The following is a 26,687-nucleotide window of genomic DNA, read 5'->3' on the forward strand; positions in this document are numbered from 1 at the left end:
CCTTTCATCAAATTACAACCATAAAATTAATAAATTTTTGACAAAATATGACATTTATGTTTGGATTCTGGTTAAGTGATTCCTATAAAGTTTTCTCTGTTTTTTAGGTTTTTATTGGTAATGTTTTCGATAATAAAAGTAATTGATGGCTGAGCAAATTTAATTTTATTTGAATAGGTAAATATTTGAAAATAACCACCTATCTTATATGGAAGAGGAAAGGTAATGTATATTATACAAGGGGTTAGTATTGGAGACAGGGTAGTAATTCTAAATGATTCAAGACTATGGGGGATATATTTACATGAATAATTCAATTGGGATATTGATTAGAAAAACAAAAAGAAGACTCAAGAAATGGAGATGTTTCAAGGCAAAATACCTGTTTTTATTACTTATTCTTTGTATTTAAAGCGCAAAACAAGAAATATTTATCAAGGAAATTGAAAAGCTGGGAGTGCCATTTTAGCGCCCGTTTGAGTTATTTGAATTACACAGAGGGCGAGCCATTGGAAACGCAATTATATTATCTCTATAGGTTTCAAGAAAAGGCTTTTCTTAAATCAAAGACAATCAACTTGAATCTAACCCATTTCCTTTATTTTTGATACTATTATATGTATATTTTTTCTTAGCAGTATGAGTTCTATGATGAAGTGGTTTAAATTAATTTTTATATATTGGTTGATAATAGTAAAAATAATTGCCAATAGTTTTCCGATTTATCGGTTTGAGCATATTTCAACTCGACAAGGACTTTCACATAATACAGTTATTGAGATTATTCAGGACGAGCAGGGCTTTATGTGGTTTGGTACATTGAATGGATTAAATAGGTATGACGGGTATGAATTTAAAGTATACTTACCCATTCCACGTGATAGTACTACTCTAAGCAATAATATAATCAATGCTCTTTTTGAAGATCATAATGGAGTGTTATGGGTCGGAACATTAAATGGTCTAAATAGATACGACCGCGAGCGGGATCAATTCATAAGAATATATCATGATTCACAAAACCCTAATTCGCTTGTTGATAATAGAATAAGGTGTATTACTGAAGATCATCAAGGGATAATATGGATTGGTACTGAAGGTGGTTTAAGTGCTTACAATCCTGATAAAGGAATATTTCATAACTATCTAATCGAATCGGATGAATTTGATGGATTCGAGGGTAACATAATCCATGATATATACGAAGATAGTCGAAAACAGTTGTGGATTGCAACAGAAAAGGGTATTTTTAGATTCAACCGTGCTACTAAGTCATTTATCAGTTATAAACATGAACTATCTAACTCAGATTCATCAATAAGCGCTGTTATTACAATATGTGAGGATCAATGGGCTAATTTATGGATTGGGACATGGGGCGATGGATTACAGCGATTTGATATTTATAATCAGTGTTTTAAGAGAGTTACTCTTTTTGACGATAGAGGAATTGAATACTTTCCAGATATAATTACAAAGTTGATGATTGATAAATCTGGTAGATTATGGATTTGTACTTACAACGATGGTTTGTTTATTCTTCCTCAAATATCAGGTAACTTAATACTGAATCATTTTTATAATGTTCAGCATTATTATTATGATCCCTTAAAGGATGAAGGGATTCATTCCAATTCTATATGGACGGTTTATGAAGACAGGGGCAGGGTTGTATGGTTAGGTAACGAAAATGGTGGTATTGATAAATGCGATACAAAACAAGGATATATACAGCACTTTCGCTCTGTCATCCCGGAAAAAGGCGGTCTTTCTGATAATCATGTTACATCATTTTATGAGGGTAAAAATGGAATTATATGGATAGGGACCCGATTTGGTGGTCTAAACAGATTTGACCCGATTCAAAATAAATTTCAAGTTTATAAACATGTTCGTGGTCAGAATATCAATCTGGATGCGATAGTGTGTCTGGAAGGTGATGGCGAATGTTTATGGATAGGGACGGATGGTAACGGACTGGTTCGATATGATTTTAAGAACGGTTCCTTTACCAATTTTAAACACGATGTCAGCGATAGATCTTCAATAGGTGAAAATGCAATATATTCGCTTTACCTTGATTATAATAACACATTGTGGATTGGGACATGGGGTGGTGGATTATCGAAGCTTAATCCTGATGGACGTACATTCACAAACTACTCGGTAGACAAGGTAAATGTAAGAACAAATGTAGTTACAGATATTGTTGAGGATAAATCTGGGAAACTATGGTTAGGCACTTATGGGAAAGGGTTAGTTTGTTTTGATCCTGAAACTGAACAAATGATTTATTTCATGAATAATGAAAATGATACGAATAGTATAGCACATAACAATATAAGCGCACTCTATTTTACCCATGATAGTAAATTGTGGATTGGGACAATGGGAGGAGGACTGTGTTATCTTAAATCGTTTAACCCTGATTCGGGTAGTGCTCGTTTTGGCAGAATCACGAGGAAAAATGGCTTGCCTGACAATATGATAGAAAGTATAATTGAAGATGATAATGGAATTTTATGGCTTGGTACAAACCATGGAATTGTTCGACTGAATCCTCTTACTAAAGAAATTCGAACTTTTGACAGTGGAGATGGTTTCGGTCAGGATATTTTTTATCGTTGTGCAGTTTTGAAGTCCAGGCAGGGATTGCTTTATTTTGGTGGAATAAATGGATTTAATGTATTTCATCCTGCCAATATAACTGAGAATCCATATGTTCCTCCCATCGCTATAACAAAGTTTAAGCTATTTGGTAAGAAGGTCATTCCTGGAAATTCTCCCAAGTGCAAGCTAAAACGGTCAATCATAACCGCGGATAATATAGTACTTTCATATAAGGATAATTTCTTCTCTTTTGAGTTTTCAGCTCTTGATTATAGCTGTCCGAGGAAAAATAAGTATGCTTACATGCTTGAAGGTTTTGACCAGCAATGGCATAAAACAGACGCAAGTCACAGAATTGCTTCTTATACTAATATACCTCCAGGTAAATATACCTTTTTAGTAAAGGGTTCTAATAATTCCGGGGTATGGAATGAGGTTGGTTCCTCGATAAAAATTATCATAACTCCTCCTTTCTGGAAGACAAATTGGATGTTAGCCATATATATCGTTATGATTCTACTGGCGTTGTTTTTAATTCGAATGGCGGTACAAATTCGAGAGCGTAATCGTGCCAGGAACCAAATGAAGTTAATGGAAGCAGAGAAAATGCATGCGATAGATCAGGTAAAACTGAGATTTTTTACTCATATTTCTCACGAGTTCAGAACTCCTTTAACACTTATCATTGATCCTATTGAACATTTGTTGCGTGTTGAGAACAGAATTACCGGTAAAAAGCGCCGTTTGTATTACAATTTGATCTTACAAAATGCTCGAAGACTGTTAAGGCTGGTAGATCAGATAATGGATGCCCGAAAGTTGGATACAGGTAGCATGACTTTAGAATTAAAGAGAAGAGAATTTATTTCTTTTGTAAAAGCTATTTTTTCTGTTTTCCGTATTCAGGCTGAGCAGCGACGAATCACGTATTCTTTAAAAACAGAAGTGTATAGCCTTTATTTTTGGTTTGACCCTGATAAAATAGAGAAAGCTATCTATAATGTTATTAATAATGCTTTTAAATTTACCCCATCTGGGGGCAGAATAAATGTTTTACTTTCATATACTCCTCATAATGAATTTGAATGTGAAAATGGCGATATGAGAATAGTTGGTGATATGAAAGTAGAAGTAAAAGATACGGGAATTGGTATATCACCAGAACATATTAAAAATATATTTGATCCATTTTATCAAGTGCAGAGCAAGCCAGAATGGAAATTTCAAGGAAGTGGTATTGGGTTATCTTTATGCAAGGAATTCATTGAAATGCATGGTGGTAGAGTGTTTGTTGAAAGTACGCCCGGTCAAGGTAGCACATTCGCTTTATTAATTCCTGTTAGAATGAAAGTAGAGGAGATAAAAAATTTGAATATCATTCACATTCATTCCACCAAAGAGAATGAATTGGTAGATAAGGTGTGCTCAGATACATTAAAAGGTGGATATGACTATAATTCTGGACAAAATAACAATAAACCTTTGATCCTAGTTATAGAAGATGATGAGGATTTACGCAGGTACCTTGTTATGGAGCTTGAGAATCAATATTCTATAATTCAAGCCACAGAGGGTTTGAGCGGTTATGAAATAGCAGTGGATAAAATTCCTGATTTGATCGTTTGCGATATTATAATGCCAGTGATGGACGGTCTGGAATTTTGTAATAAATGTAAGAGAGATCAGCGTACTAGTCATATACCAATAATTTTGTTAACAGCAGACCCTTCGCATGAAAGACTGAGAGAGGGATTATTATCAGGAGCAGATGATTACATAGTTAAACCATTTAACTCAGAACTTTTAAAAATACGTATTGAAAATTTATTAGCCACGCGAAAAAAGATTCAGGAAAAATATTTAAAAATGATTTATCTTAATCCTAAGGAGATAGATGTTAAATCACCAGATTTGGAGTTTATTAAGAAAATAATAGAAATTATTGAACATAATATTTCAGATCCGGGATTTTCAGTAGATGATTTGAGTTATAATGTTTGTTTAAGTCGTGCTCAATTATACCGTAAGGTAAGAGCATTGATAGATCAAACACCCAGTGATTTTATAAAGAATTATCGATTGCAAAGAGCGATGCAGCTTCTTAAAAAGGGTTATTCTTCATCTGAGGTGTGTTATAAAGTAGGTTTTAGGGACCCATCATATTTTTCTAAGTGTTTCAAAAAACAGTTTGGTAAGACACCTCAAGAAATAAAAAAAGAATTCCCAAGTGCATAGCTAAATAAATTTAATCCTCGAGTAAAAATAATTACTTAAAAAATGCAACCTATTTACCAGACAATGAGATGATTTTCTATTTGTGGTATTTTACTTTCTTTTTGTGAAAGAGAAAAAGGGTAAATCAAGCTATAAGTCCAATGATAAAAAAAGTCGGAACTATTTAAAATGGATTCTAATTGAGGTTTTAAGCGTTATCTTTATCGTTTTACTTTTTATAATACTTTATAGGTATATTTAATGAATAGAGAATTTCTAAGCAAACTGTTTAAATATTTTTCCACCATGTTTTTCATAAGTTTGGGAAATAATTGGTGATTAAAAATGGAGGGAAATTATGAGAATGAAAAGCTTTACTATGTTATTAACCTTAGTGATTTTAATTACTTCATTGGTGTTGGCACAGAGTGTCGTTAAGGAATCTTTCAGTTACCCTGCTAATACTCTGAATGGATTAGGTTCTTCAAGTGATGGATTTGGTGGATCATGGTTTACTGATTTGACGGATAATGGAGTAGAGGGATTGGTATCGATAGCGGGGACACGCTTTGCATATGGTGATTTGAATTATGAAATACCTCATGATACTGCGCATTTGCAGGTAGTAAAGAGCAATGCCTGGACTGATCACAATCGTTATATGCGACCTTTGGCGGAGGTATGGCCAAATGAGGCGGGTAAGAAGTACTGGGTTAGTTATTTATTGGATGTAAAGGAGCCGTTGCCTGTTGGTAATACCTATTTCATGGTGAAGTTGTATAAGGGTACTACTGAGTTATTGGCAATTGGTAAGTCGGGAGGTCAGAGTACGCCTGTATTTTCCTGTGGTAGTGGATGGACAGGAGATCCTCCTGATGTATCCACGACAGAGATTACAGCGGGACCTGTGTGGATAGTTACGATGATCAAAATGTCAGGAGGAGAGGGACCAGATAGGACCTATATGTGGATTGATCCGGATCCGAGTGGAGGAGAGCCAGATACAAACGATGCAATTGTAAAGAGAAATTCCTCGATGCCTGATGGATTTGATCATATCGCTCTTGAGTTTGGTGGTGATGGAGAAAATGTCAGATTGGTATTTGATGAAATTACAATTGCTACATCTTTTGAAGATTTAACTGCCGAATCACCAACAGGGCCTGTAGTTCGTGAATCTTTCAATTATCCTGCTAATACTCTGAATGGATTAGGTTCTTCAAGTGACGGATTTGGTGGGTCATGGTTTACTGATGTTACGGATAATGGGGTAGAGGGATTGGTATCGATAGCGGGGACACGCTTTGCATATGGTGATTTGAATTATGAAATACCTCATGATACTGCGCATTTGCAGGTAGTAAAGAGCAATGCCTGGACTGATCACAATCGTTATATGCGACCTTTGGCGGAGGTATGGCCAAATGAGGCGGGTAAGAAGTACTGGGTTAGTTATTTATTGGATGTAAAGGAGCCGTTGCCTGTTGGTAATACCTATTTCATGGTGAAGTTGTATAAGGGTACTACTGAGTTATTGGCAATTGGTAAGTCGGGAGGTCAGAGTACGCCTGTATTTTCCTGTGGTAGTGGATGGACAGGAGATCCTCCTGATGTATCCACGACAGAGATTACAGCGGGACCTGTGTGGATAGTTACGATGATCAAAATGTCAGGAGGAGAGGGACCAGATAGGACCTATATGTGGATTGATCCGGATCCGAGTGGAGGAGAGCCAGATACAAACGATGCAATTGTAAAGAGAAATTCCTCGATGCCTGATGGATTTGATCATATCGCTCTTGAGTTTGGTGGTGATGGAGAAAATGTCAGATTGGTATTTGATGAAATTACAATTGCTTCTTCATTTGAAGATCTGACTGTACCAACCTTTATTCGTGATAAAAGGACAACACCTTACAAGTTTGTTTTAAATCAAAATTATCCAAATCCATTTAACCCGATTACATTTATTTCCTATACACTCGAGCAACAAGGTAATGTTCGTCTGGCTGTGTATGATCTTTTAGGTAAGGAGGTGGCTATACTGATAAATGAAAAACAGAAAGCTGGTGAATACAGAGTACCATTTATGGGATTAGGACTCCCCTCTGGTGTATATTTCTATCGTCTACAGGTTGGTAATAATGCAGATACGAAGAAAATGATACTACTCAAATAATTAATAATCGTTGGACAATTAGAGTAAAGTGATACCCGCTATGCAAAATAGCGGGTGTTTTTTTGTCAATAAATGAAAGTTTGCCTATAGTTTAGGAAATTCTATCAATATGAATTAATGTTCAGTTTGTTCTTAGAACTTAGATTAGAAAAGACAGATTATTGAGTATCAGATTGTAATTAAATATCTGACTTAGATAACGCATATACAAAAATGTTGTTAAGTAATATACTAAAATATATTGTATTGTTAATCTTTGAAAATTAATATGTTTTTGTTTTGAGATGTAGAAAAATTAATCAATTTCGGTTTACTTTATAAATAGAGTAAGATATGGGTTTTACTTTTACTTCGTAATGATTCCCATTCACTTTAACGTTCGATTCTTTCCCGAAAATCAATTTTAAATTTTTGGCTTTAATATTTAGTTTAAAGTTTGCATTAACCTCTCTATTGGATGGATTGAATATTACCAGTATTATATCCTCTTTTACCGCACGTGCAAAAATGAATGGATAATCATTTTCTTTTGCGTATATGGGAACAAATTCAGCATAAGCAGCCAATGCTGGCTCGCTGTGTTTCAATTTAATAAGTTGTCGTACCTTATTAAGTAATGAATTTGGATCCTGTTCCTGCTCCGCAACAGTTGGTGCATCGGGATCAGGATCAACAGGTAGATATATGTTTTCTGCAGGGGCTGTTGAAAACCCAAAATTTTTATCTTTTTTCCATTGCATTGGGGTACGGGCTCCTGCGCGTGGAGGATATGCTCCTTCTTTAATGGGCACATCATATAATTGTCTCATTCCAATTTCATTTCCGTAGTAAATAAATGGTATCCCGGGCATGGTAAATGCGAAAGCGAAAATCATTTCAAGTTCATCATAGCTTCTCTTAATATTAAGCCGTGACAGATCGTGATTACCAAGTGGTAGAATTATATATCCTTTACCTTTTGTTTTTTTGTATTGATCCATATATTTTTCTAAAAAATATGTTATATTGCCCTTGCCGGCACTATCAAAAAAGCTATATCCTTCAGAATGCCCATTCAGTATCCTCCAGCTTTCTTTTTGATATAAATCATTGAAACCTGGAAACCAGTGGAAAAAATCAGCATGAAAACAATTATCCAGTGCAACCTCAGGATATCCCCACTCAGCGACCATGAAAGCATCAGGATAATCATTGTCTATAATATTGCGAATTTTTCTCCAGAATTCTTTTGTTGCTTCATCTCGATTATTATACTCCGGGTCATTTTTTGTAACATTTGCATTTTTTACAAGAGCGCCAGCCATATCTGCACGAAATCCATCAGCGCCCATATCCATCCAGAATCGTAAAACTTTTATCAGTTCTTCATGCAGAGCGAGTATATCAGGATGATTAGGTGGTAGCATCCATGGCCCTTCTGGCTTTACGAATCCAAAGTTAAGTGCTGGTTGACACCAGTAAAAATTGTACATATATTGTCCATTCCTATTACCGTAGCCCTTTATAAAGGAATGACGAAATGCCATGGGAGGGTCTATCCATACATTGTCCGTCCATATATACCAGTTTGTATAGCGATTCTTTTTCTGTTTGGCAGACTCTTGAAACCAAGGATGTAAGATACTGGTATAGCTTATTACATAATCGAAAATAATTTTCAATCCTCGTTTTTCAGCCTCCTCGAATAAAAGTTTGGCATCTTCGTTTGCTCCATAACGATTATCTACTTTATAGTAGTCTGTAATATCATAACCACCGTCAAAAAAAGATGATTCAAAAAATGGATTAATCCAAATTCCATCTACACCAAGGCTTTTAATGTAGTCAAGCTTCTTTATAATTCCTTTTAGATCACCTATTCCGTCTCCATCGGAGTCGTAAAATGACTGTGGATAGACCTGATAAATAACGGCTATATGTAGCCAATCAGGGCAATCAGGAACTGCATATTCGCCTGTAATTATACCTGAATTAATAAATGCATATTTAGTTGAAGTTGATTCAGCTTTGGAATTAATATGAAAAATACTTATTAGAATCAATGATACAGTAAAATAATACCTTATCATTATTCCTCCAGTATTACATATCATTTTCCTCGTTGTTGTAAAAAGGGATAATCTTTATTTTAACAAGATCATCTTTTTTGTTATCGTCTGGTTTCCTATATATAGTTTGTAAAAATAAATACCGTTATTGAAGGCTGATGCGTCTAAGGTTATTGAATGTTTACCTGTATTGTAATATTTATTGTTTATTAAAGAAGCGACTTCGACTCCTTTTATATTGAATATTTTCAGTGATACTTTTGAAGGCTGTTTTAATGTAAAAGGTATTATAGTATTTGAGTTAAAGGGGTTTGGATAATTTTGAAAAAGTTGGAATCCATTGTTAATTGTGGATGGATCACATTTTCCTATATCGTTTCCCTCACTTGCCTTAATCAATATATACTGAACTGAGCGAGGAGGTAGTTCAACTTTTATTTCATCAGAGGCAGGATATGCGAAAGCAGGAATCTCTTCTAAATTTTCGATAGGTCCCCAATATGATCCAGTAGGCCCGTATCCATTTACAAATACATGTTGGGAGTATTCACCTTCATCAGCTTTTCCTGTTAGTGAATAGACATAGTAAAGATTGCCAACTGAACGTGAATCTATCATTATCTTTGCTGTTAAATTAATTGTTGATTTATTGACTATTACAATTCCTATTTCACCATCTCTAAATGTTGATGCATATGCTAATACGTTTTTATTGTTGGAATTTGTTTTTAGAGCGTGATCACCGGTGAATTTTTTTAGATAATAAATATAAAAGAAATCAGGTCTGGGGTTCCATAACGGATATGATGGATTGTCGTGGTAGTAAAACATACCGTCAGTATCCCAGTTTGCAACCAGCCAACGGCATGACATTCCATAACCATATTTTATTAATTCACAGAATACTATTACTGCCTGTATACCATTAATTATTGAAATCTTAGCACTATCGTTACTGCCATCCATACTACGCATATTCCACTCGGTAAGAGCAATCGGTTTTGGCACTGCGCCTTTATCATTTATATCTTTGTATATAAAATTTATCATATCTTTGACTGTTTTAGATGCTGCATCAAGAAGCTTTTGAGCTGTGGAATTATCATTTCCAAAGTAATTATGAATTACATAAAAATCTGCAGCATCTCCTACTTCCCTGAAAAAACCTTCATTCCAGTCTCTTTCAGCAACATTCCAGCTATTTGTAGCATCATAGTGAATTATCTGTCCTCCAATGTAAATTTTATTTCCTAATTCTACAGCGGCAGCGCGCATCGAATCAGCAAAGATCCTGAAGTGTTTTCCGTATAGGGAACCATTTATTATTTCTGGTTGACCATCTTTATTTAAATTAGTATCTATTTGCCAGCCTGCTTCCCATGGTCCTGCATTTTCATTGCCAATTTCCCAGAATTTTGTTCTTCCATCATCATAGCGTACCCACTCTGCGGCGAGATGCGCAGCTTTTGCTACTGGATTCTCGCCTAGTCCATAGCGAGCATAACCATAGTTGACTGTAATTAGTCCTTCTATATCAAGATCCCATCTCATATTGTAATAGGTATCTACGTTTGTAGGTGACCATTCGCTTGTTCCATTTCCAGTCTGGGGATATAAATTAATCGGTTGTCCATTTTTTGTACCATCTGGAATAGTGTTTGGTATGTCATCAGGTATGCCATTCCAGAAGAAAATATCGGACCAGCTTCCTCCGGGATAGCGTAAGATTGTTACTTCGAGTTTTTCAAGATAATCCATAATAGTTGGATTATAAATTTTATTTCCAACCCAGGCAGCAATTGCGTTTCCAAATATATATTTTGAAATTTTTCCTAATGTATCCTTTGAAAAAACAGTTATCTCAACATTTGCTTCTTCGGTTGGTGGTGAAGCATCTATTGATATCGGGATAGTAGCTTTTTTAGGTTTGAAATCCTCTAGAAAACAATTGGGAAATGTATCGCTAAAGATTTGAGATGAGAAGATAGCTAAAAAAAGAGCGGTTTTTAATTTTCTAGTCATAATTTATAGTCCTATGATTTGACACAGTTTGTTTAGTAAATTGTAAAAATAGGAAAACACTTTTATTTTGACCCCTTATTCATTCCAATATCAATTCTGTACATAGTCCATTCTTCTTCTAGATCGTTGTCACCGCGAATAAGATAAATATAAGACTGTGTGCCCCAGGCAAAATATTTACAATAGGATGGAACTATGCCAAGGTAGAAAAAGTCCATAGTCTGCGTGTTGAAATCGTATACTAATAATGGATTTTCTGCACTCACGCCGATAAATAGCCTACCATCTTCGCTAAAATAGAAACTATTTATCTGATCTATATCTGTAAAGTATTGGTCTGTAAAGTTAGTCAAATTCAGTACCAGTTCTTTATCACCTACATTGCCCTTGCTATCTATAGAATGACGCCATATTGCAAATTCAGGATTATTCTCATCTGGCTCATTACAAATAACATTAACATATACATAGCCGTTGTAAACTCTTATTCCGATAATCTCATCCTTAATATAGTAATCAGTATAAATTGGATTTTTATCCGGTGTAACTACCACTAGCCCTGATCTGCGTCCACCAGTGACTAGGTAACCGTGGCTGGTAAAGTCTCCGTATTTAACAACTTTGCCGGATTTTAACTTTATCCATTGTGTCATTTCTTCTGTTTGTAAATTGAGGACATCTATTGCCCGATTATTCTCAAATAGATATAAGTTATTATCGAATCCAATAGTAATATCGTAAATAATACGATTCGCTGTACCAATAATCGTTTTATCTCCAGAGGATGTAATTTTATATATATTTATTTTCTTTTCAACTACGTAAATATTTTCATCGTCGTCTACTGTTACCGCATTTAGTTGTTTGTTTTCAAGAAAATTGCCATATGGTTCAATTACTTTATGTATTTTATATGGACTATATTTTGCCACCACCATGGCGCTATCACATACAACTTTTACAACGCAAGAATCTTTACTTATGGCTGGTCTGCGAACTACTATCGAATCATTAGATGCAGATACCACGTTGGCTTTAACATTGTCAAAATAAACGGATACTTTGCCAACGAAATTTGACCCAAATATTTTTATATAATTACAACCTGGAGTAGCTTCCTCTGGTGGGTATATTTTAACAATTGAGGGGATTGGTAATTCGGGATAATCTTTATACCATAATGGTTGTGTTACATCATATTCGCACTTGATAAACATTAATAGCATTAAATAAAAAGTTAATTTTATTAATATGTGTTTGATTTTCATGATCTTTCTCTCCCTCTCTGTATTCTATTAAAATGATATTCTTACAGTTATTCGCTTAACACTATTAAATACGCCATATGGGACGTATGCATAATCAATAGCATATCTAAAACGAGAAATTCCAACTCCAAAAGAAAAATCGCTTTCATCACTGTTTGTAATATACCCTCCTCTTAAATAGAGAGTATTAAATATTTCCCACTCTAAACCTACTTTAAGTTGTTCTGGGCGTGATCGATAATGACTGGCATCTATACTTATATAAACAGCCTGGTCTTGTGGTTTATTATTTAACCATTCCAGTATATCCATTGACACACCAAGATTGAAGACTAATGGTAACTGAAACAATTCCTGAACATATTTGATTTCTTTTGAAAAATTTCTAACAGACATTCCGAATACAATGCCCTTAAAACCTGTTCTATATTGTGTCCCGAAATCAAAGGATAGGGGTGTTAAAACATTTTCTACCACTACAGCAGTAGTATCCGGAATTTTTGAAATTTTGGGTATTACACTTTTACCTAGATCTTGTTTCACATAACGAATTTGACCACCGACGCTGAACCATTCTGTTAGCTTTTTTGCATAACCTACTCCAATAGCATTGGCAGATAGATGAAAAATACCCGTATCATCGTATCCAGAAGGAATATTTTTATTTACCCTTGTTCCATAGAATTCTCCATAATTCACATTCTGGTAACTGAAACCTATGACACCAAATCTTCCTTTTGCAGGGGAGATTGCCAAGGAAAAAGTATTATGTACTATATCTGCGATCCATTGATTGTGGCTTGCTGTTATATCAATGAAACTTGTTAATCTCGCCATTCCAGCTGGGTTGAAAAATAAGGAGCTTGAACCGGTTTCCAGACTCGTTACAGCATCAGCCATAGCTGCAGCACGAGCATCTGATACGACTGATAGAAATTCGAAACCTGCCTGTGCCAGTTTGACATTTTTTGCGTTTAACATACTAATGCAAATTAGTAGTGCGATTATTGTTTTTATAACATTAATTGAGTAATTAATTACTTTCATTATTCAATCCTCCTTATCTGATGACTACAAATTTGCGAAATACCGACTCGCCTTTTTTGAACATCAAATCTCCTGGCTCAAAAATTATATCACCCTTTTTTATTTCTAATTCTCCAGTTTTGGGATTGTAATAGTCACGACTTGCCACAATAGTTTCTGTAGCATATATATCTTCTGGGACTTCAACGTAGAGAATATAGATTCCACTCACAATGATCTGGCCTGAAGATGTCATAGAATCCCATAGTTCGTCACCTGTTCCATCATCGTGGTACTTTTCCCATATTAAATCACCTCTCTCTGTAAAAATTTTGAGTTTGCAAATAGGTGGTAATTCATAGAAAGCGATGCGGTCATATTGATAATTTTCACCAAACTGCCACATCCGTGCACGAATATCATAGGGATTAGGTACTACTCTAACATGTTCAATTAGATTTCCAGGAGGTCTCCCTAAATGTGCTGGGACAGTTGTTAGGGTCCAAAATAGGCTGCTATATAAAGGTTTGCCATTGTTTTCAAGACCATCGCTTTTTGTTTGGATATAATAGTAATAATCATTTCCACGAGCTGCACTTGTATCGTTGAATTCATGTACGTAATTAGATTTGTCACATTCAAAGATTTTAGTGTAGACAGTTTTGTAGTGCTTTACATTTCCTTCACTCCGATAAATGACGTATCCATCGAAATGAGGATGAGTAGTAGCATTGTCACTCCAGGTTAATCGAATTTTATTGCCTCCAGATTTAACGGTAAATTCATTTGGTGGAGGAGGTGGTTGAGGAATATTGTATTCTGATCTGTAATTTTCAACTGCTTTTCTTAAAACTTTCATTATAGAATCCACCCCGGTTTCACACCATGCTCTCTTGTAGGCATTGTGAGGTGCATAGCCCCATGGATTATTCGATGTAGCAGGACTTCCATCAGGCATGTCCAATTCGGGTTTATTTTCCATGTCTTTAAAATAAGCAAACCAATTTGCCCCTACTTCCCTGCACTTTTCCCAACTAATTCCGTTAACGCCTTCCGCGAAAATAATTTTTATACTATCACCAGGGCTCAGGGTATATGGTCCAAAGCCCCATCCCTGTGAACTACTCCCTGTTGTGTTCGTGTTTCTGTATACACTTCCTGACGTCCAGTCCTCTACATAGCCGTTATGCCCTACGTTTTTAAAAACTTCTTCATCCTGGCTTGGAAGCCTTCCTTCAGTCATTATGTTCCAGCGTTGTTGCATAAAAGTTTCATCAAACTGGCTAACAGAAGCTTCCATTGGTGCACCATCACTTCCAACATATGCGTCAGTTGCGGGCTGATTCGGGTCATCGACACTGGGATTGTCAGGATCGGGTGCAAAAAGAACTACAGCTCCCATATATTTTGCAGATCCTAACACCCCTGTTTCTAGATGATCTGGACAACCCCAGTCTTCCTCGGGAGTGAGCGGATGATCGTATGAATTTGTTGGTCCATAGTATGCATAGAATCCTCTCAATCCTTCTTCAGAACCAGTGAATGTGTGTATTAAAGTGCTGGTTCCCCATTCTGAAGCAAAACTACCCCAGGTTGAACCCCATCCTGATGAAGTTATCCCGGCAAAAGCCGGTCTCCAAACGAAATAAATCCAGAAATCGTTTAGTGTCTGAGAATATACATCACCTTCTGCACTGTATATGCCTGTATTTTTAAATGTGTACTCATAAATAAAGTAATCATCATGTTCAGGATTAGTGAAACTCATAATTTTTCGTCTTATTGTTACGCCCATCGAAGTGTTTACTTCGTTAATAATCATACGGTCGCATGGAAGATTGGAGTCATAACCATCCACCTGGTCGTAAAGATGGTTCGTATTTCCAATCTGGTCGTCTACGACTACTGTTGGAGCTTTAAATCGTCCTATAACTTTGATATATTGAGGAAAGATCATGGTTAATAGGTTATCTGATATACGTGGTCCGATCCCAACAACTTTAACAGATTTTTGTCTTCTTTCAATTGGATCATAAAAATTTCTAGCACCAATCCAGAGCCCCTTTTGCCTCATAGTATGTTGGTTTGTTCCATATTGAGTGGGCCATGTTAGAAAGTTTATGTTTGAGTAAAATAGCTCTGGTTCACACCCATAATCAATAAAACAACACTGAGTTTCTCCGTAGATTAACCATCGAATTTCCTGTGCGTAATTATGTGGGATGAGGAATAAAAATAACGTGTTCAGCATAAAATAGAGGAGAAATGATTTCATTTTTTTAATTTGTTTATTCATAGTCTCTACCTCATTTTTTTAACTAATATTAAAAAGAGATTCTGATGCCAAGGGTGACCCTTCTTGGATTTAGGAACCACCATGTAGATGGTCCGGGATTATAAATGTATGCTTTATTTTCCAATATCCAGTCGAGTTTACTTTTTTCGACTTCTTGCCAATGTCCATCTACTATTTCCCAGTATTTCCCGGTAGTACCCTCATAGTAAATAGGAACGGTATTATCAGGTGGTTGAGTTCCCTCAATTACAGCTCGATATTCGATTGGTTGCCAGGGTATTCCTGGTCTGCGATAATCACCGAACTTATCATTCCCTGGGATATTATCATACGCTTCACTCTTGGGTAAATGTAGGGATTGGCGATAAAGTTGGTTGCCTGTGTCGCGCAGTCGCATTTGGTTAAAAAGATTTGATATATCACAAAATAGATGAATCTTTATAGATTTTAAATTTAATGTTTTACTAACTCGTAAAGTACCATCAAAGTAATCAACATATTGAACATTATTTACAACTCCGGAAGCGCCTTTAGGATTATAAGTTGTCCAGCCACCTTCGCTCCAGTTTAATAGGAGTGTTACCATAAATTCACCGAGTGGATGGGAATTCATTAAATTGGGTCCAAAATCTTCAGGTGTGAATAAACTTAAATTTGCCCTTGCAAAGGGAGTTGGGATTGATCGTTGCTGGTAGAAATTTTCTGTTTCCTCATTATATAGTTTCTGGCGAGCTGGATCTTCATAAAACCTCTCAGGACCAAAATGTCCACTGGAAGCCACCTGATATGTGTAATTTATCCAGCCTCTGAACCAGCGACCGGTGTTCTTTCTTATTGTAAGTTCAAATCCTCTTATATCTCGATATCCATTGCTCGTAGTTACTATATAATTATCACCACTTATTGATTCATAGGTGGTTACATTCTGCTGATCAGATATGTCTTTATAGTAAGCAGCAAGCTGAATTAAAATTGAGTTGAATATTAGATGGTCGTAACCAAGTTCATATGCAATAGTTTTTGCTAAAGTAAGATTCGGATTACCAATAGCAGATAATGCGCTTGTAGAGCTACGTTGTATCCTGAATAAAGTCTCATATTGGGGTATCTGTTTGAAATGACCATAATTGAAAAATAATTTGGAGTTTACTGTAATGGGATGCGAAATACCTAGTCGAGGGCTTAGTTGCCACTGAGGTTTGGATTTAACCATTTCAAATTCGTAATCATCTTTATATTTAGCGTATTGAGATGAGATAAAGTAAGGATTATACGCATTTTTCTCTAAGTCCCACCAATCAGTTCTTGAGTGACTATAATCCAGTCTTAATCCGACATTCATAATAAAACCCTGTGTTTCTAGTTTATCCTGAATATATAAAGCAGCTCTAATGGGGAAATTATGCATCTGCACACGATTAGCGTAGGTTTGACCTTTACTCTGCATTTGAATAAAGCCATAGTCCATATTCAAGTCGTTATACACAAATTCGAATCCAAACTTCATCAGGTTATTAAAATTGATCTGACTTGTAAAATCTCCTTTGATAGTTGTTGCTTTAACTTTTGAAAAATCTCGAGCTAAAGATGCCTGTATTCCATCTTTTATTTCGGGAGTTACTCCGACAATTTCATAGGGCCAATAACCAAAGGGGTATTCGTCAACCCAATAGCCGGGTAATATTTCATGTTTCTTTGTTGTATCACGCAGTGACGTAGGATTAGTGTCATATTCTCTGTAAAAATGGTCTACAGAAATTTCATAATATGTTCTAGGGCTTAGTTGTTGGGTTAATTTCATGGAAAATGAACGGTGTCCTATATTTGCCCTTGACCACGCCCAATCACTGAACGTGTTAAACATTTGATAACCACCGGTACCTGCTGCTATTTCATGTGGCCAGTGGGGGTAAAAACCATAATTCCAGTTTTCAGCAAGTGTTCTAATGTGTCCTATGAGGCTTGAAAATCGCAGTTTGGTATTTTTTGCTATATCAGATGTTAACTGAAATGTCCAATCCCAATCGATATAATCTGGATCTGCCTGAGGCCACAGCAATACATCTCTATGTCTGCGGTAAGAAGTAAAAAAGCGTAAATCTCCAAGCTTTTTAGATATCAATGGTACAGGTCCTCCAAAACCAGCGTCTATGTCATAATCAGCTAAATTATTTGGTTGCTTTTTTCTTGTTTCCCACATGAAAACTCTCTGTGCTCCACGAGGTGTCAAATCATTTGTTGGATCATCATCTGCAAGTAATTGGTCCGAAACAGCATTCCAACCAACAAATGATGGATATTGCATCTGCATATATTTATCCCAGTAGGTTCTTATTCCATCCCCATTCAGGTCTTCAAAAGGTTCACCTTCATCCCATTTTCCGTTGCCATTTAGATCTGTATAGGGTTCCCCCTGTGTTGTCCCAGTCCAGCAAACAGCATCGTCAAGATATGGTCGCATCCAGTATGAATTAGGGTCATGAACATCTGGTATTCCATCTGTACGAAAATATTTTGGAGCTGGTGGAACTATTTTGATTTCAATATTGCCGCTATATCTATCTCTATCACCTTCTACAGTTACAACATTTATAATTCCAGATTGAACTTGTCCATATTCGGCATTAAAACCGCCTCTTTGGATTGATATTTCTTTTACTGCACTTAATGGAACTTTTGTGACGGGTTCATTATTTCGAGGATCACGTAGTGCTATACCGTCTAATAGAAATAATATTTCCTGTGCATAGCCTCCTCTAATTGACATTCCACTTATGCCTGCTTCGAGACTAATTATATCATTGACATTTGAGACAGGAAGTACACTTATATCACTTGATGGTACCGCAACTGTGCTCGTAGCTACATCTGGCTTAATAATTTTGCGTTCAGCTACAACCACGATTTCTTCGCCTGGCAGTACCTCAGGTTCAAGAACAAAATCAATCCTCGTTGTCTGATCAATATGTACTATAACATCTGTTACTTTTACCTCTTTATATCCTATAACCGAAACCCTTACAGTATAATTACCAGGCGGTGCGTAGAGTACTGTAAATTGCCCATTCTGATCAGTAGCTGAACCTAAGGTTGTACCCTCAACGATTATGTTTGCTCCTACAATTGGTGCACCTGTCTTTTGGTCTGTAACAGTTCCAGTGATTTTCCCGGTTGTTCCTGCGACTATTAATTGCATAAAAACGAGTGCTATTATTAAAAGGAGTAGAATAAGTTTTAACTTGGTTCTAAGCACTTTAGACCCCCTTCTATTAGATTTATGGCTTTTATCTTTTGATTCTTTAGTGGCATCTCGAAAAAATGTTTGCAAAAATGTCTATATTGATTGCATAATTATTTTTCTATAATAATATTTCAACAAAACACTCTGTCATTATTGTAAGACAGTGAAAAGTTAAAATCATCTCATATTTTGGTAATTATGTTGCATATATCGTTCATATGATTGTTATTATGGTTGAGTATTGTGGTTGGTTTTGTATTTGACTTTATTGACATTTATAGTTTTATTAAATAATATTGATACAAGAACATTATTTTATAAGGAGTGGAGGAAACAAAGTGAAAAACTTAAAAATTTTTATAACAGTTGTTTTAGGTATATCATTTTACCTCTGCTCACAGATTTTTGGTCCTGATGAAGATAAAGAAAAAGAAAAGGTAATTTTGGAAATTTACTCCCCTTCCGATACGACGCAAATGATTGATAAAGATAGTGTTTCCATAGGAGACACTTTTAAGGTTAACTACACTGAATATTTATATTATTTCGTACTCGCAAAAAGTGATGGTTATTTCTCTCAACTTTTTAAATGCAGGAGCGGGGATTATATTGTTTTAAATCTTATACCCGTAGATAATTCAAAGTATTCAGGTACTATTATATTAAAAAGAGGAATTATTCCAGTGAATGTATTGGCAAACCAATGGGTTAAAATAGAAAAGAATGGGGAAATTGTAAGAGAATTTAAAACTGATTCGTTAGGTCACTTTTCAACGGATAAGCTGGAATTCGGTTTATATAAATTTATAGGGGATGGAAATTTTACAAAATTCTCTGAAACAGTTATAGTCGATAAATATTACCAGGATATATTTATTTCGAATTGGGTTCAGTTTCGGAAACCAAATATATACATATATCCAGAAACGGATACCAATATTGAAATCTATTTAGATTTTCCTAGAGGTGGTTATATAACGGAGTCATTACCACCATATGATGATGGATGGAAGATAAATGTATCGAGCGAAGGTAAGATAAATGGGACTTATGAGTGCCTTTATTATGAATTCAATGCTCCAGATTTATGTCAATATGACTATGGTTGGGTTGTTGAAAGGGAGAATTTAGAAAAATTTTTCAGACAGAATATGGAAGCCTATGGATTTAATGATAAAGAAATTGATGATTTTATAGGTTATTGGGTTCCGAAGTTGAATAAATTTAAAAGGTATATAATATTTCCACAGCTGAATGAGGATATATCCAGGGTTATTCAAATTAGGTGTAGCCGAGAAATAGATACCCTTTTCAGGTTATACTATGCCATAATGGGTACAAATTTCATCGGAGTAGAAATCACTCCGCCTGAAATTTATCCATTTGAAAGGAATGGCTTTACAATTGTTGAATGGGGTGTTATATTAAAGTGAAATTAGTACGGAGTTCGTTTTTAAAGTTATTTAATATTCCTTTTTATCCTTTAATTATCTTCCTTCTTCTTGCCAATCCATCGGCTGGTAGAAATACAAAAGACTGTTTTTATGTTGTAGTAGATGTAAAATACAATATACAAAGATTGCTTGAAGAAGAAGATGTTGATAAAGATAAGAAAATTACTATTAATGACCATTATGCTGGAGATGTGAGGGGGGATAAAAAATTCTGGTTGATTGATACAGCCGGTAATGAATATGAAGTTAGCGGGACTTATTATTTATCCAATCTTTTGCAGGAACTAAAACTACAAGAGAATGATGGTAAAAACATTGCCCCTCTTTCTTTTGATAAAATTTTTGAAAATCCGTCAGATAGGATATCAAGACTGATAAGTGAGGTCTACTGGAATGGTCTGACAAGAAAGATAACCGATGAGACAATTAAAGATCTTATAATTGATACAAAAATTAAAACTATCAGTGGAGTAAATTATATTTACGTTCCTCGTAACGATACATTGGCTTTCAATTATTATAGTGGAATTGCCACAAAGCGTCCCGAGTTGAAAATCAAAGTTGTTTACTTACCTGAGGTTATTACGCCAGACTACGTACGCAATCTCGAAGGTTGTCATGGATTTCTGACTCTGGCATTGAGAAAAGGTGAAAACGGTGAGATTGAAGGGGTGCCCTATGTTGTACCTGGAGGCAGATTTAACGAGATGTATGGATGGGATAGCTATTTTATAGTGCTCGGTCTTCTTGTTGATGGGAAAGTTGAGCTTGCAAAATCGATAGTGGATAATTTTGTATATGAGATAAAACATTATGGTAAGATATTAAATGCCAATAGAACTTATTATCTTACTCGGTCCCAGCCGCCGTTCCTTACATCTATGGCTCTGGCAGTATATGATAGTTTACCAGAAAATTCTAAGACAAAGGAATGGCTTAAAAATGTGATCGATGCGGCTATTATGGAGTACTATAATGTATGGATGGGTGAAAAGAGATTGACATGGACTGGGTTAAGTCGATATTATGGAGAGGGTATAGGACAGCCACCGGAAGTAGAGCCTGGACATTTTGATGAAGTGTATAGGAAGTTTGCGAAAAAGTATAATATGAATTTAGAAAGTTTTAAGGAAGCTTATAGAAGCGGGAAAATTGTTGATAGGGAGCTAGGTGAGTTTTTTATCCATGATAGAAGTATGCGTGAATCAGGGCACGATAAGACATACAGATGGAATGATAAATGCGCTGATTTTGTAACAGTTGATTTAAACTCATTGTTATATAAAATGGAGGTAGATATTGCGTGGGCAATTAAGAATGTTTTCAACGATTCTTTTGTTGTAAGTGGTAAGCTTGAAACAAGCAGGGATTGGTTAGAAAGGGCTAAAAAAAGGAAAAACTTAATAAATAAATATTTATGGGATAGGGAATACGGACTATTTTTTGATTATAATTTTATTGAAAGAAAAAGAAAGATGTATATATCAGCGACAATATTTTACCCATTATGGGCGGGTCTGGCTACGAAAGAACAAGCAAAGTCTATTGTAGAAAATGTCCTGCCCCAACTGGAAATGCCAGGTGGAATAGCAGCTTCTAATGAAGAATCAAGAGGGAAGGTTTCAGATGAACGTCCCCAGAGGCAATGGGATTATCCATTTGGATGGGCACCACATCAAATGATTGCATGGATGGGATTGAGAAATTATGGATTTAAATCAGAAGTAGTCAGATTGGTATACCGCTGGCTTTATACAATTACTAGGAATGCTGTCGATTACAATGGAACGGTTACAGAAAAGTATGATGTGGTCAAAAGGTCTCATCAAGTTTTTGTCGAATATGGTAATATTGGAACTAAATTTAGCTATATAACAAAAGAAGGATTTGGCTGGACAAATGCCAGCTATCAGATAGGTGTCAAAATGTTACCTGAAGATTTAATTGATAAGTTAAATAGACTAATCCCGCCCGAGTGGATTTGGGGACAATGAGTGTAAAAACAATTGTTTGTTTTTCCCCGTATTTTATACATAAATAATTCCTGTAGTTTTATTATTAGGAGGTCATTTTTATACTATTTTATACTCATTACTTTTAAATTTGCGGTGGGACAGTTCGGAATTTGTAGTTAGCTTTCAGATGAAGAAAAAATTAGGTGAAGCGACTATAATATTCATAAGTGTGGTAAAATGGAGTGTCATCGCAGCTATCGCTGGTATTCTGGTTGGAGTTGTTGTAACATTTTTTCTAAAAATAATAAGTTGGAGTTTACATTTAACCACTCGATTTCCTCATTATTATATTTTTCTGCCTGTTGCATTTTTCATTTCATCGATACTTACAAAATATATATCGCCCGAGGCTGAGGGGCATGGTACAGAAAAAGTAATTGAAGCTGTACATAAATACTCAGGTAAAATCAAGGCTAATGTAATACCAGTAAAGTTATTTACGACCGTGCTGACAATAGCTTTTGGTGGGTCGGTTGGAAAAGAGGGTCCCTCCGGTCAGATAGGTGGTGGTGTTACATCACTTATTTCTGATCTGTTAAAACTTGATGATACTGATCGAAGGAAGCTTGTAATTTGTGGTATCAGTGCTGGTTTTGCATCTGTTTTTGGTACTCCTATAGCGGGTGCTATCTTTGGAGTTGAAGTTTTATTTGTTGGTGGCATTCTTTATGAAGTATTATTACCATCAATTATTTCCTCAATAATGGCTTATTATGTTTCATATACGTTGGGAGTAACACATATTTGTTTTAACATTGAATTTGCTTCCAGTTTTAATATTATTCTTGTCATTAAGATAATAATTGGTGGTATACTTTTTGGGCTCGTTTCATTTCTTTTAATTGAATTGATGGAATTAGCCAAGTATATTTCTTCAAAGATAAAAATCTGGTCGCCATTAAAAGGATTTATTGGGGGCTCGGTTTTGATTGTATTAACTATTGTTTTTTCATCGAGATACTTGAGATTAGGATTAGATACTATCAATGATGCTCTTACTGGTAAAGATATTGTCTGGTATGCTTTTATCATAAAAATGATATTTACTGCGATTACGTTGAATTTTGGTGGGAGCGGAGGAGTAATAACCCCTATATTTTTCATTGGAGCATCTTCCGGAGCAATTTTTGCCAACTTGCTTCAGGTTGATAATGTAAAACTTGCTGCAATCGGTTTCGTCAGTGTGTTGGCTGGAGCTACAAATACGCCTATTGCATCCTGTATTCTTGCGATTGAACTCTTTGGAATTGAGATAGCTTCTTACGCAGCCTTATCCACTATTGTGAGTTTTTATATAACAGGGCATAGAAGTATTTATCCTTCTCAAATATTAAAGATCAGGAAGTCTGAATCTGTTTATGTGAAAGATGGTGAAGAAGTTAGTAAGGTAAAGATGGAAATTAAACCTAGAAGAAAGAGCCTTACTAATTTTATTTTGAAAATTGGTAATAGAATTGGTAACAGGATATATAAATGTAGTAAATAAATATGAAATCTTTTGCAGAATGAGGTAAAAATGAGTGAAATAATATATAATCCAATTGGTATAGTTCACTCTCCATTCAAAGAACCAAAAGGAGTGCCCATTCAGTCTGGTGTTGCAAAGGGTTTAAAAGGGAGGGTTGAAGTATTTCTCGAGTTTGTAGATGGGTTAGATAGTCTGGAAGGATTTTCTCATATTATTTTGATTTACCATTTTCATTTATCTAAAAAATTTTCCTTAAAGGTAAAGCCTTTTATGGATGATGAGGAGCATGGAGTATTTTCAACACGTGCACCAAGTAGACCAAACTCAATTGGATTATCAATTGTGAGACTTTTAAAGATTGAAGGGAATATTCTTCATATTCAGGGTGTTGATATTGTCGATGGGACACCTCTTTTAGATATAAAGCCCTATGTGCCGGAATTTGATTCAAGAAAAGTAGAAAAAATAGGTTGGCTCGAAGGGAAAGTAGATAAGCTATCCCAGATGAAAGATGATGGAAGATTTAAAATGGGGTAGCTTTATCTTAAGATTTTTTAATTTTTTTCTAAGCCAGATGTTTCCAACAAAACTTTTAAGATACATTTCTCTTTTAAAAGCAGAAGATCTGTTATGGTATGATTCGGTATAGATAATTTTAAATGGTCTATGAGGTTTAGTTGATCTGACTTTACCTTTATTATGTTCTTTTAATCTTTTTTCTAGGTTTGCGGTATGTCCAATATAATGATAGTTATCTTTAAGACTTTTTAAGACATAAACTTTAAACATAAGCGGAGGCGGAGGGACTCGAACCCCCAAGTCCTTACGGACGGCGGTTTTCAAGACCGCTGCCTTACCAATTAGGTCTACGCCTCCGTTTTAAAATACCATCAAAATTTATATTTTCAATAGATTTACAAGATTCACTGACTTTCTTCGAAAGTCCACTACGAGATACTTGATGCTTAATTTATAACGTAAAAACTACTACTCCGGTTTCAAAATTGCGTGAAAATTTATTTAAAAAATATGATGCAAACAATATTGATTCATTATTAATTGTATTTGCTTTTCAAAATAATTAATTTTGCGGTGCTTATTGGGATGTTTTGACTTATTGATGGAGAGGTGGCCGAGTTGGCTTAAGGCGCTCGCCTGCTAAGCGAGTTTCCCGAGTAATGTCGGGAACCCGGGTTCGAATCCCGGCCTCTCCGCAAAAATTTTTATCCACATTGCTTAAATCTAAATAAGAAAAATACTATTCTCAGATAAAATTTTTATAATGATAAAACGATAATCAGGTTGATTGCAGGAAGTATTTAGCTATTCAAAATCATTATACTAAAATTCAATATTGATGCAAAGGAAACCCACAATAAATACGGTAGGAGTAGATATGTTGTGATAGTGCTGATTTTGTTAAAAATTACTATTGTAGCTATTATTGCTATCCAGAGAAGAACAATATCGATAAATGCTAACATCGGGTTTTTCAATATAAAGAAGAAAAAAGGCCAAAATAGATTTAGTATTAGTTGTATTGCATAAATCAGTAGCGCAGGTTTGAATAGTATTTCGGTTTTGTTTTGCCAGATTAAAAAGAATGCAATTCCCATAAGGGTGTAAATAGTAGTCCAGGCGATTGGGAATGCCCAGGAGGGAGGATTAAATGATGGTTTGTTCAATGTCGTATACCATTCTCCAAGTCCTTTTGAGGTAAAAATACTACCGACTATCATTATAATGAATGGGATTGCCACTGAAACTAAAAATTTTAAATAAACTTTCATCTTTTCCTCAACTGATTAATTGAATTTTAATAAGCCAGATATAATATATAAAAAATTTTGAAATATGTAATAAACTTAATTCCAATTCCGATTTATATCCTTAATAGATTTTCTTAATTTTATAGGAATATCAGGGTCAAGACCAATTGTAGGTTCATCAAGAATAAGTAATTTTGGATCGTTCAGTAGCGACTTTTCAATAGGTAGTTTTTACTTATTTCTTATAGTGAGTTTATCAAAACGTGTATTGATATATTTCTCAAGCGGATATTTGATTTTCTTTCTGGTTTCATTATTATTTAATACGTATATCTATGAATAAAGTTTAAAAATTTTATAAACAGTTTCTTATAAGTTTTTAATAACCCTTTTTTAGGAACATTACTATCTTTAAATTCAGAATATTTTTTATATTAAAACTACATATTTAAATTACTAAAACTCTAAGCTATACCTGTATTTCTTAATTTTTCTTCCCATGCGGAGAATTCTTCAGGAAATTTTTTATAATTATTATCAAACCAGGTTAATATCTCTTCATCGTAATATCCACCTTTATTGAATCTTTTATCAAAATCTTCAAAGTCAATACCCATTCTAATAGCCAGTATATAGAATCGTGCTCCTATATTGTCGGAGAGATTTGAATTCAAGAGTTTTCTAAAAATATCAAGAGCTTCATCCTTGTACTGATCTCCCCACAATATTATTGCTTTTGTAAGGATTGCTCTGATAATGTGTCTGTTTAGAAGGTTTGCCCAGCTTAAAATATCAGGCCAATTTCCATTTTTATCGGTTATCAGGTCAATAGCGGTTGTGTATGCCTTATCCAGTAGATTGTCGGCATCGTCAAAATTTCCCTCGTGCAGATATATCTCAAATAATAACAGGTATGGGTCAAGAAATTGAGGATCGAGTTTTATCATATTTTTCAAGCTATCTTTGACTTTGGATATTTCAAGGTTATCAATGTTGTCTAAGAGATTGTAGTACTCCTCCATTAATTGATGTGGTTTATCCACATATTCTCTCTTTGTTTTGGGCATATTATCCTCC

At 35.0% G+C, this 26,687-nt stretch carries 15 protein-coding genes and 2 tRNA genes; 7 read left to right on the forward strand and 10 right to left on the reverse strand.

Annotated features, from left to right (window positions below; all coding sequences use genetic code 11):
- The first annotated feature begins 651 nt into the window (after positions 1-651).
- Positions 652-4,845: a response regulator gene (locus H0Z29_05020; protein MBO8130866.1), complete on the forward strand. Its 4,194-nt coding sequence runs from the start codon at positions 652-654 to the stop codon at positions 4,843-4,845.
- A gap of 337 nt (positions 4,846-5,182) precedes the next feature.
- Complete coding sequence (locus H0Z29_05025) at positions 5,183-7,003, forward strand: T9SS type A sorting domain-containing protein (protein MBO8130867.1); 1,821 nt, start codon at positions 5,183-5,185, stop codon at positions 7,001-7,003.
- 299 nt (positions 7,004-7,302) lie between these two features.
- On the opposite strand, the gene H0Z29_05030 is transcribed toward H0Z29_05025, so the two are convergent.
- The 6 genes from H0Z29_05030 to H0Z29_05055 form a co-directional block, all read right to left on the reverse strand.
- Positions 7,303-9,072: a glycosylase gene (locus H0Z29_05030; protein ID MBO8130868.1), complete on the reverse strand. Its 1,770-nt coding sequence runs from the start codon at positions 9,070-9,072 to the stop codon at positions 7,303-7,305.
- Between the two features lie 54 nt (positions 9,073-9,126).
- Positions 9,127-11,073 carry a T9SS type A sorting domain-containing protein gene (locus tag H0Z29_05035; GenBank protein MBO8130869.1) on the reverse strand — a complete coding sequence of 649 codons (1,947 nt, stop codon included), beginning with the start codon at positions 11,071-11,073 and terminating at the stop codon, positions 9,127-9,129.
- Positions 11,074-11,135: 62 nt separating this feature from the next.
- Positions 11,136-12,341 (reverse strand): IPT/TIG domain-containing protein, encoded by a 1,206-nt coding sequence (locus H0Z29_05040; protein MBO8130870.1) that lies wholly within the window; start codon positions 12,339-12,341, stop codon positions 11,136-11,138.
- A 27-nt stretch (positions 12,342-12,368) separates the two neighbouring features.
- On the reverse strand, positions 12,369-13,388 hold the full coding sequence (locus H0Z29_05045; GenBank protein MBO8130871.1) for a PorV/PorQ family protein: 1,020 nt from the start codon (positions 13,386-13,388) through the stop codon (positions 12,369-12,371).
- A 13-nt stretch (positions 13,389-13,401) separates the two neighbouring features.
- Positions 13,402-15,663 (reverse strand): hypothetical protein, encoded by a 2,262-nt coding sequence (locus H0Z29_05050; GenBank protein ID MBO8130872.1) that lies wholly within the window; start codon positions 15,661-15,663, stop codon positions 13,402-13,404.
- A 28-nt stretch (positions 15,664-15,691) separates the two neighbouring features.
- Positions 15,692-18,916, reverse strand: a complete 3,225-nt coding sequence (locus H0Z29_05055) for a TonB-dependent receptor (protein ID MBO8130873.1) — start codon at positions 18,914-18,916, stop codon at positions 15,692-15,694.
- 326 nt (positions 18,917-19,242) lie between these two features.
- On the opposite strand from H0Z29_05055, the gene H0Z29_05060 reads away from it, so the two are divergent.
- The 4 genes from H0Z29_05060 (at position 19,243) to tsaA (ending at position 24,378) form a co-directional block, all read left to right on the forward strand.
- Positions 19,243-20,337 carry a hypothetical protein gene (locus tag H0Z29_05060; GenBank protein ID MBO8130874.1) on the forward strand — a complete coding sequence of 365 codons (1,095 nt, stop codon included), beginning with the start codon at positions 19,243-19,245 and terminating at the stop codon, positions 20,335-20,337.
- The gene (locus H0Z29_05065; protein MBO8130875.1) at positions 20,316-22,352 is read left to right on the forward strand and encodes a trehalase; all 2,037 of its coding nucleotides are present in this window, start codon (positions 20,316-20,318) and stop codon (positions 22,350-22,352) included. The genes H0Z29_05060 and H0Z29_05065 overlap by 22 nt, the downstream gene beginning before the upstream one ends.
- A 148-nt stretch (positions 22,353-22,500) precedes the next feature.
- Complete coding sequence (locus tag H0Z29_05070) at positions 22,501-23,859, forward strand: chloride channel protein (GenBank protein ID MBO8130876.1); 1,359 nt, start codon at positions 22,501-22,503, stop codon at positions 23,857-23,859.
- A gap of 30 nt (positions 23,860-23,889) precedes the next feature.
- A complete protein-coding gene (tsaA, locus tag H0Z29_05075; GenBank protein ID MBO8130877.1) occupies positions 23,890-24,378 on the forward strand; it encodes a tRNA (N6-threonylcarbamoyladenosine(37)-N6)-methyltransferase TrmO in 489 nt (162 codons plus the stop codon).
- Here tsaA and H0Z29_05080 read toward each other — a convergent pair.
- Entirely contained in the window at positions 24,337-24,630 is a 294-nt protein-coding gene (locus tag H0Z29_05080) for a GIY-YIG nuclease family protein (protein MBO8130878.1), read from the reverse strand. The two genes, tsaA and H0Z29_05080, sit on opposite strands and share 42 nt — an antisense overlap.
- 3 nt (positions 24,631-24,633) lie before the next feature.
- Positions 24,634-24,717, reverse strand: a tRNA-Ser gene (locus H0Z29_05085).
- 246 nt (positions 24,718-24,963) lie between these two features.
- On the opposite strand from H0Z29_05085, the gene H0Z29_05090 reads away from it, so the two are divergent.
- A tRNA-Ser gene (locus tag H0Z29_05090) sits at positions 24,964-25,055 on the forward strand.
- A 105-nt stretch (positions 25,056-25,160) separates the two neighbouring features.
- Here H0Z29_05090 and H0Z29_05095 read toward each other — a convergent pair.
- A complete protein-coding gene (locus H0Z29_05095) occupies positions 25,161-25,631 on the reverse strand; it encodes a tryptophan-rich sensory protein (protein MBO8130879.1) in 471 nt (156 codons plus the stop codon).
- Between the two features lie 443 nt (positions 25,632-26,074).
- Entirely contained in the window at positions 26,075-26,677 is a 603-nt protein-coding gene (locus H0Z29_05100; GenBank protein MBO8130880.1) for a tetratricopeptide repeat protein, read from the reverse strand.
- Between the last annotated feature and the right edge of the window lie 10 nt (positions 26,678-26,687).

The sequence above is a fragment of the Candidatus Neomarinimicrobiota bacterium genome (genome assembly GCA_017656425.1).
Lineage (GTDB): Bacteria > Fidelibacterota > UBA2242 > UBA2242 > B5-G15 > JACDNV01.

Excerpts from the sequence above, each read along its gene's own strand:
- H0Z29_05020 (MBO8130866.1), top strand. The coding sequence starts at position 652 with ATGAAGTGGTTTAAATTAATTTTTATATATTGGTTGATAATAGTAAAA.
- H0Z29_05025 (MBO8130867.1), top strand. The coding sequence starts at position 5,183 with ATGAGAATGAAAAGCTTTACTATGTTATTAACCTTAGTGATTTTAATT.
- H0Z29_05030 (MBO8130868.1), bottom strand. The coding sequence starts at position 9,072 with ATGATAAGGTATTATTTTACTGTATCATTGATTCTAATAAGTATTTTT.
- H0Z29_05035 (MBO8130869.1), bottom strand. The coding sequence starts at position 11,073 with ATGACTAGAAAATTAAAAACCGCTCTTTTTTTAGCTATCTTCTCATCT.
- H0Z29_05040 (MBO8130870.1), bottom strand. The coding sequence starts at position 12,341 with ATGAAAATCAAACACATATTAATAAAATTAACTTTTTATTTAATGCTA.
- H0Z29_05045 (MBO8130871.1), bottom strand. The coding sequence starts at position 13,388 with ATGAAAGTAATTAATTACTCAATTAATGTTATAAAAACAATAATCGCA.
- H0Z29_05050 (MBO8130872.1), bottom strand. The coding sequence starts at position 15,663 with ATGAATAAACAAATTAAAAAAATGAAATCATTTCTCCTCTATTTTATG.
- H0Z29_05065 (MBO8130875.1), top strand. The coding sequence starts at position 20,316 with ATGGGGTGTTATATTAAAGTGAAATTAGTACGGAGTTCGTTTTTAAAG.
- H0Z29_05070 (MBO8130876.1), top strand. The coding sequence starts at position 22,501 with ATGAAGAAAAAATTAGGTGAAGCGACTATAATATTCATAAGTGTGGTA.
- tsaA (MBO8130877.1), top strand. The coding sequence starts at position 23,890 with ATGAGTGAAATAATATATAATCCAATTGGTATAGTTCACTCTCCATTC.
- H0Z29_05080 (MBO8130878.1), bottom strand. The coding sequence starts at position 24,630 with ATGTTTAAAGTTTATGTCTTAAAAAGTCTTAAAGATAACTATCATTAT.
- H0Z29_05095 (MBO8130879.1), bottom strand. The coding sequence starts at position 25,631 with ATGAAAGTTTATTTAAAATTTTTAGTTTCAGTGGCAATCCCATTCATT.
- H0Z29_05100 (MBO8130880.1), bottom strand. The coding sequence starts at position 26,677 with ATGCCCAAAACAAAGAGAGAATATGTGGATAAACCACATCAATTAATG.